The sequence below is a fragment of the Syntrophotaleaceae bacterium genome (genome assembly GCA_041390365.1).
GTDB lineage: Bacteria > Desulfobacterota > Desulfuromonadia > Desulfuromonadales > Syntrophotaleaceae > JAWKQB01.
This window is the reverse complement of the sequence record JAWKQB010000001.1, coordinates 1490561-1503368: the sequence shown is the minus strand read 5'-3', so window position 1 is coordinate 1503368 and position 12808 is coordinate 1490561. Positions and strand designations below refer to the sequence as shown.

Annotated in this window: 12 protein-coding genes; 10 read left to right on the top strand and 2 right to left on the bottom strand. The window is 56.1% G+C overall.

What is annotated here, in order from left to right; genetic code table 11:
* Positions 1 to 5 precede the first annotated feature (5 nt).
* Together R2940_06965 and R2940_06960 are read left to right on the top strand one after the other, a co-directional pair.
* On the top strand, positions 6 to 1433 hold the full coding sequence (locus R2940_06965; GenBank protein ID MEZ4599513.1) for an exonuclease domain-containing protein: 1428 nt from the start codon (positions 6 to 8) through the stop codon (positions 1431 to 1433).
* Between the two features lie 130 nt (positions 1434 to 1563).
* A complete protein-coding gene (locus R2940_06960; GenBank protein MEZ4599512.1) occupies positions 1564 to 2862 on the top strand; it encodes a hemolysin family protein in 1299 nt (432 codons plus the stop codon).
* 46 nt (positions 2863 to 2908) lie between these two features.
* Here R2940_06960 and R2940_06955 read toward each other — a convergent pair whose 3' ends face one another.
* Positions 2909 to 3730, bottom strand: a complete 822-nt coding sequence (locus tag R2940_06955) for a BON domain-containing protein (GenBank protein ID MEZ4599511.1) — start codon at positions 3728 to 3730, stop codon at positions 2909 to 2911.
* A gap of 207 nt (positions 3731 to 3937) precedes the next feature.
* On the opposite strand from R2940_06955, the gene R2940_06950 reads away from it, so the two are divergent.
* Positions 3938 to 5656: a methyl-accepting chemotaxis protein gene (locus tag R2940_06950; protein MEZ4599510.1), complete on the top strand. Its 1719-nt coding sequence runs from the start codon at positions 3938 to 3940 to the stop codon at positions 5654 to 5656.
* A 211-nt stretch (positions 5657 to 5867) separates the two neighbouring features.
* Here the strand turns inward: R2940_06950 and R2940_06945 are convergent, their stop codons facing one another.
* The gene (locus R2940_06945) at positions 5868 to 6413 is read right to left on the bottom strand and encodes a cysteine hydrolase (GenBank protein ID MEZ4599509.1); all 546 of its coding nucleotides are present in this window, start codon (positions 6411 to 6413) and stop codon (positions 5868 to 5870) included.
* Positions 6414 to 6692: 279 nt separating this feature from the next.
* On the opposite strand from R2940_06945, the gene R2940_06940 reads away from it, so the two are divergent.
* From R2940_06940 to R2940_06910, 7 genes are all read left to right on the top strand, one after another.
* Positions 6693 to 7100 carry a response regulator gene (locus R2940_06940; protein ID MEZ4599508.1) on the top strand — a complete coding sequence of 136 codons (408 nt, stop codon included), beginning with the start codon at positions 6693 to 6695 and terminating at the stop codon, positions 7098 to 7100.
* A gap of 52 nt (positions 7101 to 7152) precedes the next feature.
* Positions 7153 to 8646: an ATPase domain-containing protein gene (locus R2940_06935; protein MEZ4599507.1), complete on the top strand. Its 1494-nt coding sequence runs from the start codon at positions 7153 to 7155 to the stop codon at positions 8644 to 8646.
* A complete protein-coding gene (locus R2940_06930) occupies positions 8636 to 10243 on the top strand; it encodes a response regulator (protein ID MEZ4599506.1) in 1608 nt (535 codons plus the stop codon). The genes R2940_06935 and R2940_06930 overlap by 11 nt, the downstream gene beginning before the upstream one ends.
* Positions 10244 to 10409: 166 nt before the next feature.
* A complete protein-coding gene (locus R2940_06925) occupies positions 10410 to 10874 on the top strand; it encodes a hypothetical protein (GenBank protein ID MEZ4599505.1) in 465 nt (154 codons plus the stop codon).
* Between the two features lie 208 nt (positions 10875 to 11082).
* On the top strand, positions 11083 to 11283 hold the full coding sequence (locus R2940_06920; protein ID MEZ4599504.1) for a cold-shock protein: 201 nt from the start codon (positions 11083 to 11085) through the stop codon (positions 11281 to 11283).
* Positions 11231 to 11545 (top strand): hypothetical protein, encoded by a 315-nt coding sequence (locus R2940_06915; protein MEZ4599503.1) that lies wholly within the window; start codon positions 11231 to 11233, stop codon positions 11543 to 11545. The genes R2940_06920 and R2940_06915 overlap by 53 nt, the downstream gene beginning before the upstream one ends.
* Before the next feature lie 118 nt (positions 11546 to 11663).
* Positions 11664 to 12749, top strand: a complete 1086-nt coding sequence (locus R2940_06910) for a (p)ppGpp synthetase (protein MEZ4599502.1) — start codon at positions 11664 to 11666, stop codon at positions 12747 to 12749.
* The last annotated feature ends 59 nt before the right edge of the window (positions 12750 to 12808 follow it).

The window sequence follows — 12808 nt, the reverse complement described above, 5'->3', positions numbered from 1 at the left end:
TTGTGATGAGTGTGCTTTCGGAGAGACTGGTTTTTCTCGATCTGGAAACCACCGGCGCCAACCCCCACCATGACCGTATTCTGGAGATCGGACTGTGCCAGGTGGTCGGGGATGAGGTGACGGAGGAGTGGGCGACCCTTGTCAATCCACAGCGGCCCTTCTCCCCCTTTATCGAGCAGCTGACCGGTATCTCGCCGGCGATGGTTTTCGAGGCACCCATTTTTGCCGAAATTGCCGATGAGTTGCGGGGAAAACTTTCCGGCAAGGTGCTGGTGGCCCACAACGCACGATTCGATTACGCTTTTCTGAAAAATGAATTTCGTCGTCTGGAGATAACTTTTCAGGAAAAAACCCTCTGCACGGTCAAGCTGTCGCGCGCTCTGTTTCCGCAGCACACCCGACACAACCTGGACAGTCTCATCGAACGCCACGGACTGGCCCGCGCCGACCGCCACCGTGCCCTCGGCGATGCCCGGGTCATCCGGGAATTCTTTTCCAGATTGCGCGCCGACCTTCCAGGGGATGTTCTGGATCAGGCCGTGCAGAAGCAGCTGAAGACGCCCAGCCATCCCCCCCACCTTGCCGCCGAGCAGATCGAGGGCCTGCCAAGGGGTCCCGGAGTCTATCTGTTTTATGGGGAGAACGACGTGGTTCTCTATGTGGGGAAAAGCATCGACATCCGCTCCCGGGTCCGCTCCCATTTCAGCGGAGATCATCGGGAATACAAGGGGATGCGCCTGTCCCAGCAGGTGCGCAGGATCGACTGGATCGAAACGGCCGGGGAACTGGGCGCCCTGTTGCTGGAAGCCCGCCTGGTCAAGGAGCTGAGCCCGATCCATAACCGGAGGCTTCGCCGCACCCGGGAGCTGTTCACCCTGCGGCTCCCAGGAGATGACGGTAAGCCTTTGCCGCCGGACATATCGCCTCTTGACCAGGTTTCCGGAGCAGGTACCGAGCGGCTCTTCGGGATGTTCCGGTCGCGCCGTGAGGCCGAAAAAACTCTGCGGGCGATGGCGTCGGACCACGGCCTCTGTCACCGGCTGCTCGGATTGGAAAGAGGGAAGGGGGCCTGTTTCGGCTACCAGATCAAACAGTGCCGGGGCGCCTGTGTCGGCAAGGAGCCCCCGCAGATGCACCAGCTCAGGCTGGTGCAGGCGCTGTACGATTTGAAGTTGAGATCCTGGCCTTTTCCGGGTGCGATAGGGATCCGGGAACAGTCCCCGGACGGCGATCGCACCGACATTCATGTCTTCGACAACTGGCGCCATCTCGGCACCGCCCGCAATGAAGGCGATCTACAAGACCTTCTTCGCGGAGTCGAAACCCTCCCCTTCGATCGTGACGGCTACAAGATCCTGACCCGGTATCTGGACCGTCCCGAATCCCGCCTCCAACTGTTGGACCTGGCCCCCTTTTCCGCTTCTCTCCCCTGATTTTCCGGGTCGGGCCATCGCTCCGGGGATATTATTTCGGCAGTACACGGAACTTTTCTTCTTTGATAAGCTGAAGCTGATCGACAGTTCGAAAAGCGGCCCCCGACAGTGAGTCAAAGGAGAAACGGATTTGAAAATTGCCCTGCTGATGGCCCTCATTCTCTTCAACGGTCTGTTTGCCATGGCCGAAATCGCCCTGGTCACTGCCCGCAGAACCCGACTTCAGCGAATGGCTCAGGACGGGGACCGCGCGGCCCTGGTCGCCATGCGCCTGGGCGAGGAGCCGACCCAGTTCCTGTCGACCATACAGATAGGCATTACCGCCATCGGCATTCTCAACGGCATCGTCGGCGAGGCGGTCCTGGCGGGGCCTCTGGCCCATCTGCTGCAGGGATTGGGGATGGCGGGAAGGGCCAGTGGCATCGTCGCCACCACCATCGTGGTGGCGACCGTCACCTATTGTACCATCGTCATCGGTGAACTGGTGCCGAAGCGGATCGCTCAGTTCAATGCCGAGGGCATTGCCCGGGCCCTGGCCCGGCCCATCGCGCTGCTGGCCGGACTGTCCCGCCCCTTCGTCTTTCTGCTGGCCGTCTCGACCGACGGCATTCTGCGTTTGCTGGGAAAACGGGAGCTGAGCAGCGCCAATCTCACCGAAGAGGATATTCACGATATGCTGGTCGAGGGGTCCCGGGCCGGCATCATCGAGAAGCACGAGCACGAAATGGTGCGCAACGTCTTCCGCCTCGACGACCGGGCGATCCCTTCGCTGATGACGCCCCGCAGCGAAATCGTCTACCTGGATATCGACCAGCCCTTCCAACAGAACCTGGACAAGGTCATTACCTCCAACCATTCCCGTTTTCCCGTCTGCCGGGGTGGACTGGAGGACATTCTCGGCATCATCAGCGCCAAGCGTTTGCTGAAAAGACATCTGCAAGGAGAGCCTCCGGACCTGATGGAAGAGTATCTGCTGCCGGCAGTCTATGTGCCGGAATCGATGACCGGCATGAAGCTTCTGGAGCAGTTCCGGGCGTCGGGCGTGCAGATGGTGTTCGTGGTGGACGAATATGGCGAGATCCTGGGTTTGGTCACCCTGCAGGATATTCTGGAAGCTGTCGCCGGCGAGTTCAAGCCCCGGGATCCGGAGGACGTCTGGGCGGTGCGGCGCCGGGACGGGTCCTGGCTGCTGGACGGCCTGATCCCCCTGCCGGAACTGAAGGACCGTCTCGATCTGAAATCGGTTCCGGAGGAGGACAAGGGGCGCTACCACACCCTGAGCGGAATGATGATGTGGCTGATCGGCAAGGTGCCGGGTCCCGGCGACGTCACCGAATGGGAGGGCTGGCGCCTGGAGGTCATGGACCTCGACGGCAACCGGATCGACAAGGTGCTGGCCAGCCGCCAGCCGCAGGACCGGGAAGAATGACCGGACAGAACTTCGGTTCCGCCGGCTTCTGCGCCAGGGTCTGAGACTACTGCTTCTCTACCTTGAGTTGGGAACGGACATTGTCCACTCCCACGATGTTGCCGACCATGGTCACGATCTCCTGCTGCTGGTTGCGGCTGGCGACCGTCCCCTCCAGGGTGACGACATGGTCGCGGGTGCTGACCCGGATGTCCGCGCCGTCCGCCTCGGTGCTGAAGAGCAGCGTCGACTTGACCCTGGCGGTCACCCAGGCATCCGAGACCTTGGACTCAAAGGTCTCAAGACTTTTTTCCATGTTGTTTGTCTTCTGTTCGGGATCCACCCGCAGGTGGTTTCTGACCCTTTCCACCCCCGTCGTGTTTTTCGCCAACTGCTCCGCCAGGTCTCTATGGACCCCTGAGGCCGCTGTTCCCGTGAGTGTAACGACACCTTTACGGGTGCTGACATCGATGTTCAGGCCGTGGGTGTTCTTGTTCCAGAGAAGCTTGGATTTGACCTTGGCCGTTATGGTGGCGTCCTCGACCACCCGGAAGAATTCGTCTTCCGCCCGCGCGTTTTCCAAGGTTCCGGGCTTCACCAGGATATTCCCTCGAACCTCTCTGATCCCTTCCACCCCCTTCGCGATCTCCAGGGCGAGATCCCTTTCGGCAGGGCTGTCGACGGTCCCGTTGATAAAGGCGACCCCGTTTTCGATCTCGACTTCGAGTTCGAAGGGGTTCAGGTATTCATTCAGGGTATAGGCGGTCACCAGTTTGGATTTGAGCCAGAGATCCGACCGGGTTTCATCCGTATGCTCGGCACCGAAAGCGTTGCCGTTGACAGGCGTCAGGAACAGCAGCAGGGAAATTGTCAAAATTCCGATTCTCATTTTTTGCCTCCTTGTTCGTCCAATGAGCGATCAACTTCCTATCTATTTTATCAGTAATTCTGACTGTTTTCAGCGAAGCTAATACAACAGATTAAGTATTGTTGAAAAGGAATGATTGTTGCTTAAATTAAATACAGGGCTAGGAATTTACTGTCTTGGTTGGTTCTTTGACAAAACTTCGTCGGTAGGAATTTTAGGGGGCGGTGTATGAGCTGGAAAAATTTGAGTCTGAGGTGGAAATTCACGGTCGGTTTCGGCGGAGTCCTGTTTCTTCTTATGCTTGTGGCCGGCTGGGCGCTGATAGGCGTCGGTGGCATTGTCGGAAACGCCAAAGAGGTCATCCAGGGGAATGCCTTGCGCGCCGAGCTGATTCAACGGGAGGTCGACCATCTGATATGGGCCAACGCGGTCAGCACTCTCCTGACCGATTCCCGAGTGACCAGGCTCGAGGTGGAGACGGACCATTCCCAATGCGGATTCGGCAAATGGTATTACGGGGAAGGGCGCAAACGGGCCGAGCAGCTGGTTCCGGAGCTGAAAGAGCCGCTGGCCCGAATCGAGGAGCCCCATAAAGCCCTGCATCAATCGGCGATAGCAATAGGGCAGGTCTTTCAGGAGGCGGACACGAAGCTTGCCAGCGAAATTTACATCACCCGCACCATGCCCAATCTTGAAAAAGTCCGGGAACTGCTGCATGAGATTATCAACACCGCCGGCGACCATATCATGACCGACCAGGAGATGCTGGCGGCCGCCGGCACAACCAGGTTGGGCAGCATCATTCTGACCGTTGTGGCTCTTCCCTTCGGATGCATTCTGGCTTTCGTTATCGCCAAAGGGATTATTGATCCCCTGAGGAAGAGCTGCACCATGATCGAGGAGATGGAAAAGGGGCACCTGGAGATGCGACTCAACCTCGACCGGGGGGACGAAATCGGCCGGATGGCCCAGTCCATGGACCGTTTTGCCGACAGTCTGCAGGAGGAGATTATCGGCTCCCTGCAAAAGCTGGCCGACGGGGATCTCACTTTCAGGATCGTTCCCAAAGACGAGAGGGACCGAGTGCGCGGTACCCTGCAGAAACTTGGCAGGGATCTCAGCACCCTGATCACCCAGATCCAGGCATCGGGCGAGCAGATCGCCACAGGTTCGACCCAGATCGCCGAGTCGGCCCAGCATCTTTCCCAAGGTGCCACTGAATCGGCAGCCTCCCTGGAGCAGATCAGCGCTTCCATGACCCAGATGTCCTCCCAAACCTCCCAGGCCGCGGAAAATGCCGGTCAGGCCAGGCACCTGGCCACTCAGGCCCGAAGTGCTGCGGAAAAAGGGAACCTGCAGATGGAGGAGATGGTGTCGGCCATGTTCGATATCAACGAGGCCGGGCAGAACATCTCGAAAATCATCAAGGTCATCGACGAGATCGCTTTCCAGACCAACCTGCTGGCCCTCAATGCTGCCGTGGAAGCGGCCCGGGCCGGACAGCACGGCAAAGGCTTCGCCGTGGTCGCCGAAGAGGTGCGCAATCTGGCGGCCCGCAGCGCCAAGGCGGCCAAAGAGACGTCGGAGCTGATTGAAGGTTCCCAGAAGAAAACCGAGAATGGCACCCGGATCGCGGGGGAGACCGAGGCCGCACTGAAGGAGATTGTGACCAGCGTCGTCAAGGTGACGGATCTGGTCAGCGAAATCGCCGCCGCCTCCGCCGAACAGGCCGAGGGGATCTCTCAGGTGAATACGGGACTGGGGCAGATCGACATGGTGACCCAGCAGAACACCGCCAACGCCGAGGAGAGTGCCGCAGCGGCAGAGGAGCTGGCCGGTCAGGCCGACCAGCTGCGCGGGATGTTGACGCGGTTCAAGGTGGGAAGTGAAACCGGGGCCCTGTCTGCAACAATCCCAGCACGGAAGCGACGATTGCTGTCGGCCTAGTCAACGACATGCGGGGGGCGACGGCAAACACAGACAGATCAGATCAGGGATGTCCCGTCCCGTGAACCTCCGGCAAACGAGAGCCGGACCGCGCCTTCTGCCGGTCCGGCTTATGTCATCTGCAAAAAAAATGGCACGGAAGCGGATTGGTCAGCAGGTTAACCACACGGGCCGCTTCATCGGAATAAAAACAAGCTTTCGCAGACCACGGTCAGGCGTTCGGTTTCTCGGGAGCAGCGATCTCGCTACCGCCGAGGCCGGAAGGTCGTAGCTGGTGTGGCCCGATGTTCCGGCTGAGGATCGCCAGCCCGGCGAGGTGGGCCTGGAGACCAGCGGTGCTCGCGCAGCAATCGGAGAGGACGATCGGCTCGATCCCGAGGTCGAAGACATCCAAGGCGATCTTGAGAACGCACATGTCGGTGTCGATTCCGACCAGGGTGACTCGTTCGAAATCTTGCTCGCGCAGGTATTCACGCAGCTCGTCCGACACACCGGTGTGACCCCGCTTGATGAAAACCCGACCGCGTTTGGCGAGCTTCTCCATCTCCCCGGTCAGCAGGTTTCCAGGCTCGCACTCACAGTCATGCCAGTTAAGGAGGCGGTGGTAGGGCGAGTCATCCGTGTTGACGAAGCGGGTGAATATGAGTGGTTCGTAATTCCCCGATTCGACGAGCCGCACGAGACGCTCCGGTATCTGGCTGGTGAAGTCATTGATGAAACAAGACTGAACGTCGACGATCAGTAGCGGTTCGGGCACTCGGTACCTCCTTTGAGGTCTTCTGCAAGTATAATCCCTCGCTCAAAAAAAATCTCCTTTTGCTTCTTTGTAAACGCCTCCCGTCCAACGAAATTCCAGGCAGGAATATCGGCCATGGCGGGCTCTCACGGGTGTAACCGATCACCTTCCGAAACACCTCATCAACACGAAATTTTCCTGACAGGTCGACAGACTGGATTGGTGGGTTAAAATTTTCTCTTCTAGCTAGAGGACCCATACCCCTGGGATAAAAAATAACTTCTATGGGAGGAAAGGCTCATGGATGGTCCTGAAATTCTCGTTGCTGAAGACAATCCTCAAATAAAAGACCTTTTGGCCATGCTGCTCAAAATAAGGGACCACTGGAAAGTAACATCGGTCAGCGACGGAGAGAAAGCGGTAGCTGCTTGGACAGACAGGGATTTTGATATTATCCTTATGGACATTCGGATGCCGCAAATGGATGGTTTGACTGCAACGAAACTCATTAGGAAAATCGAGGACTGTGAACCAGCCAGGCATCATCGGGTCCCCATCATTGCCCTCTCCGCCAATGGTGATCAATACCAGGAATGCCTGGATGTGGGGATGGATGATTTTATTTCCAAGCCATTCCAGGTGAACGACCTGGTGGAGTGCATTAACAAGCACTTGAAAAAGGTTGGCTACGCTGAGCACTTGGGTTGATCTCCCCGGTTTTACCATCGGTGCCCACTTTAAGGTCTTTTTGGGAGCGGCTATGGATAATGTGGAAAAGGACTGTTTATTGCGAACCGGCGTCCACGGACTGGATGAAATTCTTTACGGCGGCCTGGAACCGGAGCGCCTCTACCTGGTGGAAGGGGATCCTGGGTCAGGAAAAACAACACTGGCTCTTCAATTTTTGCTGGAAGGTGCACGGCGTGGAGAGACCGTGCTCCATTTGACCATGTCGGAGACCCTGAATGAATTGGAGTCCACTTTCCGATCCCACGGCTGGTCCATGGAGGGGCTGCATGTTGTCGAGCTCAACGTCTCCGAGGGGGAAGTCGGCCCGGAGGAGCAGTATACGATGTTTCACTCCTCAGAGGTGGAATTGGGCAATCTGATGCGACGCATTCTTGAGGAGGTCGATCGGCTCGGAGCCCGGCGACTGGTTATCGACTCTCTGGCAGAACTGCGTCTGGTAGCACAGAACCCCCTCTGGTACAGGCGCCAGATCCTGGCCCTGAAGCAGCATTTCACCGGGCGGGGGTGCACGGCCCTGCTGCTGGATGAGGCCGGGGAGAGGTTGGGCTTCAATGTACAGACTGTAGCCCATGGGGTCGTGTCACTGTTCCGAAAGCTCCCGGCCTTCGGCGGGGAGCGCCGTCACCTTCAGGTCGTGAAGATGCGTGGCCGCTCATATCAGGGTGGCTACCACGATTACAAGATCGAGCAGGGAGGACTCCAGATCTTCCCCCGATTGGTGGCCCTTGAACATCAAAGAAGTTTCGAGAGGGAATTGGTCGAAAGCGGGATTCCGGAACTCGACACCCTGCTTTGTGGTGGAATTGATCGGGGAACGAGCACTCTGCTGACCGGCGCGGCCGGCACGGGCAAATCTTCCCTGGCCACCCAGTACGCATTTACGGCCTTAGGACGGGGCGAAACGGTTGCGTTTTTCCATTTTGACGAAAGTCGGGAAAATTTTCTTGCCCGATCCCGGGGTCTGGGAATGGACTTCTCTGCCCATCTGAACTCAGGTCGGATTTCTTCCCAACAGATCGACCCCGCTGAACTCTCCCCTGGCGAATTTTCAGCCACCGTCCGCAAGGCTGTTGAGAAGGACAAGGCTTGTCTGATCGTCATCGACAGCCTTAACGGTTATCTGAATGCAATGCCCGAGGAGCGCTTCCTCGTCACCCAGCTCCACGAACTGCTGACCTACCTGGGACAGATGGGGGTTACCACTCTGCTTATCGTGGCCCAGCATGGGCTGGTAGGGGCGGACACAGCGGCACCGGTGGATGTGAGCTACCTCTCCGATGCCGTCATTCTGCTGCGCTATTTCGAAAGCCAGGGAGAAGTCCGCCAGGCGGTTTCCGTGGTGAAGAAGCGCACGGGTTCCCACGAAAGAACGATTCGGGAAATAAAGATCACCAGCGGGGGAATCCGCATCGGTGAGCCCCTGCGTCAATTCCAGGGCGTGTTGCAAGGAAATCCGATTTTCAGAGGGGGGCAAGACCCTTTGATGGATAGCGATGCTGACTGAACATTTTCATGCAAATGAACAGGAATTAAGGCTTCTGGTTCTCACCCCGACGTCCAAGGATGCCCGTCTTACCTGTCAGATCCTGGAAAGCAATGGCATCTCCTGCCTTCCCTGCGCCGATCTTTACGAGCTTTGCCGGCAACTCAGGGAGGGCGCCGGAGGAGCGCTCATTGCCGAGGAGTTCTTTGGCGGTGAGGGCGCGAAGGCTTTGCTGCGGTTTCTGGATGAGCAACCTGCATGGTCGGATCTTCCCATCATGTTTTTGACCCTGAAAGGTGAGCATTCTGCACGGGTACAGCATGCCCTGGAAGCTTTGGGCAACGTCCTGCTGCTGGAGCGCCCCACCAAAACATCCATGCTGGTCAGTGCCGCTCGGGCGGTTCTGCGGGAGCGGCAGCGACAATATCAGACCCGTCATCATCTGGACATGCTGGACAAGGCCAAAAATGTGGCCGAGGAGGCCAACCGGGCCAAGAGCGAATTTTTGGCCAGCATGTCCCATGAGATCCGTACTCCAATGACGGTCTTCATGGCCGCCATCGAACATCTGCTGCAGACCGACCGCAATCCCGATCGACGTCACCTTTTGAGCATGGCCGATGCTTCAGCTCATCGTCTGCGCAACCTGATCGACGACATCCTCGATTTCTCGCGCATCGAGGCTCGAAAAGTGGAGATCGAGCAAGAGCCTTTCGACCTTCGCGATTGCCTGCGGGAAGCGTTGGAGATGTTTACTCTTCCGGCCGGTGAAAAGAACCTGAAGCTGAATATGAAGGTGACGACGGATACCCCTGAAAAGGTGGTCGGGGACCGGAACCGCGTGGGACAAGTGCTTATCAATTTGATCAGCAACGCCGTCAAGTTCACCCCCGAGGGAGAGGTTCGGGTCAGCGTTCGGCCTTGCGCAAACTTTCTGGAGTTTTCGGTAGCCGATACCGGGATTGGCATTCCCGAGGAAAAGCAGCACCTGCTCTTCAAAAGCTTCAGCCAGGTGGATATGTCCTTTCATCGCCAGCATGGAGGCAGCGGTCTGGGGCTGGCTATCTGCAAAGGACTGGTCGAACTGATGGGTGGTGAGATTTCAGTGCGGAGTCATGTGGGAAAAGGAAGCCTCTTTTCCTTCACCCTCCCCTATAAAGCTGTGACTGAACCCAAGCCTGAACCTGCCAGAGAAAAATTTGACGAATGTGACAACAAACAGCAACTCGACAGTCTCCGGATCCTGTTGGTGGACGATGAGCCGATGATCCGGGAAATGATCGCGATGATGCTGGAGAAGCGGGGGTTGAAGGTGGAGTCTGCCGAAAACGGGGGCGACGCCTTGAAAAAATGGGAGACAGGAAATTTTGACATCATCCTCATGGACCTGCAGATGCCGGGTATGAACGGGATGGAAGCCACCCGCAGCATCCGTGAAAAAGTCCAGGAGGGGGACAAGCGCCCATATATCATCGGTCTTACTGCCCACGTGAGACGTGAAATCAAGGAAGAATGCCTGGCTTCAGGCATGGATCGGGTTCTGGTCAAGCCCATCAAGATGTCGGAACTTTTCTCAGCTATTGATGATTTCTTTCACAATGACCTGAAACTTGATTAATAGATATGGTGAAGCAATTTGCACTGCGTACTGAAAAGAGGGGGGCGGCCATATGGCGCGAAAAAGAAGATATAATTCTTTTAACCTGCCGGGCGTGCCGTTCGAAATTCCATTCCCGGGTTTCGATCTTTCTACCGCCGGTGCTGCTGTACCAAAAGGACATGCGATGACTAGCAGTAAGGAACTGACCGTCGAGGATATTGTCAAAGCACGCTGCCCGAGCTGCAAGAAGGCACAGAACCAGACCGTCGTTGAGATCGTCGATGAAGGGACCCTCCGCATTCGGTGCAACGTCTGCCAGAATAGCCGGATTTATCAAAGGGCAAAAGCGTCCAAGGCACAGAAGACCGCCCGCAAGGATGCGCCCCTTTCGTCCCGAACACGGGCGGCGCAGACTGCATGCGAACGAAAGGAATGGGCCTCCCTTCGACCGGGCATGCAGACGGAAAAGGCCGTCCCCTACTGCATGGCCGGCACGTATCATGTCCGGGACCTGGTGCAGCACCTTTCCTTCGGACTGGGCCTGGTTACCCGCCAAACCGGGCCTTGCAAGATCGAGGTTCTTTTTCAGGAAGGCAAGAAGCTCCTTTGCTGCCAGAAACCTGCGTCTGCCGAAAAAGATGTTTATTAATTTTTCTTTTCAGACCTTGCGTTCCAATCGGGTCCATGGTAAGTTCTAGCAACTTAAGCAGTGTGTGTACAATTTCAGTTGCCCGACCAATTGACAGTTCGTCAGTTTGGAACAACACACAATCCCTTCGGTTGTGTGTTTTTTATTGCAAAGGGCACAAATTGCACCACCAATCAGGATTCCCAGCAGGGATCAAAGGATTCGAAAAATGGCACAAGGTACTGTCAAGTGGTTCAATGACGCAAAAGGTTTCGGCTTTATCGAGCAGGACAACGGACCGGACGTATTCGTTCATTTCTCCGCTGTTCAGGGTGAGGGTTTCAAGTCCCTGGCTGAAGGAGACCGTGTGAGCTTCGATGTCTCCCAAGGACAAAAAGGTCCGCAGTCTTCTAACGTTCGGAAGATTTAAACGCGATCGACCTTGCGGCGCGGGTTGCTGCCTGTCGCAGAAATTCATGGTTAATTCCAAAAGGCCCCGCCGTGAGGCGGGGTTTTTTGATTTTTTACTGTTCACATCCGCAGAAAAGAAAGGTGAGAAAATGGCAAGAAAACTTAATTACGGATACGAGAAGCGCCAGAAGGAACTGGCCAGAAAAGCGAAGAAGGAAGAAAAGAGAGAGCGCAAACAGGGGGAGAGTACCGAGCAATCTCCAGAGAAGGATAACGGGTAAGAATTTTCTCAATCTCTTGCTGAACACCTACCCTGCAACAAGCCTCCTTTCTCCTGTCACAGCCTCTCTGATCTCCTGTTTCCATCCACTATCCCTTATCTAAAGGAAGGAGTTGCCTTTGGCCTCTCTGGATTTCGATCTTGAACGACACCATTTCATGAAATATTACGATAACAACCGGCACCTTTTTGAGGAGGCCCAAAACGCCTATATCTGCGCCATCCAATCCCTTTTGAAGGATTCCGATGTCGGCGAGGTGACGAAAATCGAGGGGCGGGTCAAGGACAAAGAGGAGTGCATAAAAAAGTTTCAACGCAAATATTTAAGTAAACTCGAAGCCGATGAACAGCCCTATGAGATCAAGGACTACATTTCCGACCTGGTGGGCATCCGCATCGTCTGCCTCTACGAAGACCAGATCGCCGTGCTGTCGGAGGTGTTGAAGGGGCACTTCAAGGTCATTGATGTCACCGACAAGATTTCGGCCGTTGAGAGTACCGAAGATTCCTTTGGATACAAGGGGCTGCATATGGACCTGGCCCCAAGCGAGGAGCCCCAGCAGTACTCAGGCCGCCCCTTCGAAGTGCAGATCAGGTCCTTGATCCAGGATGCCTGGAGTGTGTTGGACCACAAAATCAAATATAAAAAATCGATCCCCAATGATCTCAAGCGCAGGATCAATCTGCTCTCGGCTCTGTTTGAACTGGCCGACCGGGAATTCAAGGAAATCCGTAACGCCACCATGGAACTGCTGGAGCAGGCAACGATGGGCCTGGCTGGCGATTCGTTTGCCGAGAATGATGAAGCAGCCGGTAGAATGCCGACTGCGGCCAGCGGAAAAGCGCTTAATGCCTTTAATTTTCTGCGTGTTGCGGGCCATTTTTTCAAGGAGTTCGATTTTGAGGACATTAAAGTCGACGACTTCGTCCAGAACATTCTGAAGTTTGACAGCGGTTTTCAAAAGGGGGATCTGCATAAAAGCCTGATCGAGAATTTGAAAAACGTAAGAGATTACCGCGATGACTTCATGATGGAAAACCCTGAAAGCACCTTTAGTCCCTACACCTCGATTCGGCACTGCTTGTATCTCCACAACCCTGAAACCTTCGGCCGGATTTTATCCAGGAGGCCGAGGGATCGCTTTGAGTGCTGGCTCAAAAGTTGTGGGAAGACGACTGACCGTTCATCCGTGGAGGCCGTATAGGAAAAGGGCGGAATCCCTGGCAGGAAATCGCCCTCTCCCTGACGTCTCTCTTGAGCATT

Excerpts from the sequence above, each read along its gene's own strand:
- R2940_06955 (MEZ4599511.1), bottom strand. The coding sequence starts at position 3,730 with ATGAGAATCGGAATTTTGACAATTTCCCTGCTGCTGTTCCTGACGCCT.
- R2940_06940 (MEZ4599508.1), top strand. The coding sequence starts at position 6,693 with ATGGATGGTCCTGAAATTCTCGTTGCTGAAGACAATCCTCAAATAAAA.
- R2940_06930 (MEZ4599506.1), top strand. The coding sequence starts at position 8,636 with ATGCTGACTGAACATTTTCATGCAAATGAACAGGAATTAAGGCTTCTG.
- R2940_06920 (MEZ4599504.1), top strand. The coding sequence starts at position 11,083 with ATGGCACAAGGTACTGTCAAGTGGTTCAATGACGCAAAAGGTTTCGGC.
- R2940_06950 (MEZ4599510.1), top strand. The coding sequence starts at position 3,938 with ATGAGCTGGAAAAATTTGAGTCTGAGGTGGAAATTCACGGTCGGTTTC.
- R2940_06965 (MEZ4599513.1), top strand. The coding sequence starts at position 6 with ATGAGTGTGCTTTCGGAGAGACTGGTTTTTCTCGATCTGGAAACCACC.
- R2940_06935 (MEZ4599507.1), top strand. The coding sequence starts at position 7,153 with ATGGATAATGTGGAAAAGGACTGTTTATTGCGAACCGGCGTCCACGGA.
- R2940_06925 (MEZ4599505.1), top strand. The coding sequence starts at position 10,410 with ATGACTAGCAGTAAGGAACTGACCGTCGAGGATATTGTCAAAGCACGC.
- R2940_06915 (MEZ4599503.1), top strand. The coding sequence starts at position 11,231 with ATGTCTCCCAAGGACAAAAAGGTCCGCAGTCTTCTAACGTTCGGAAGA.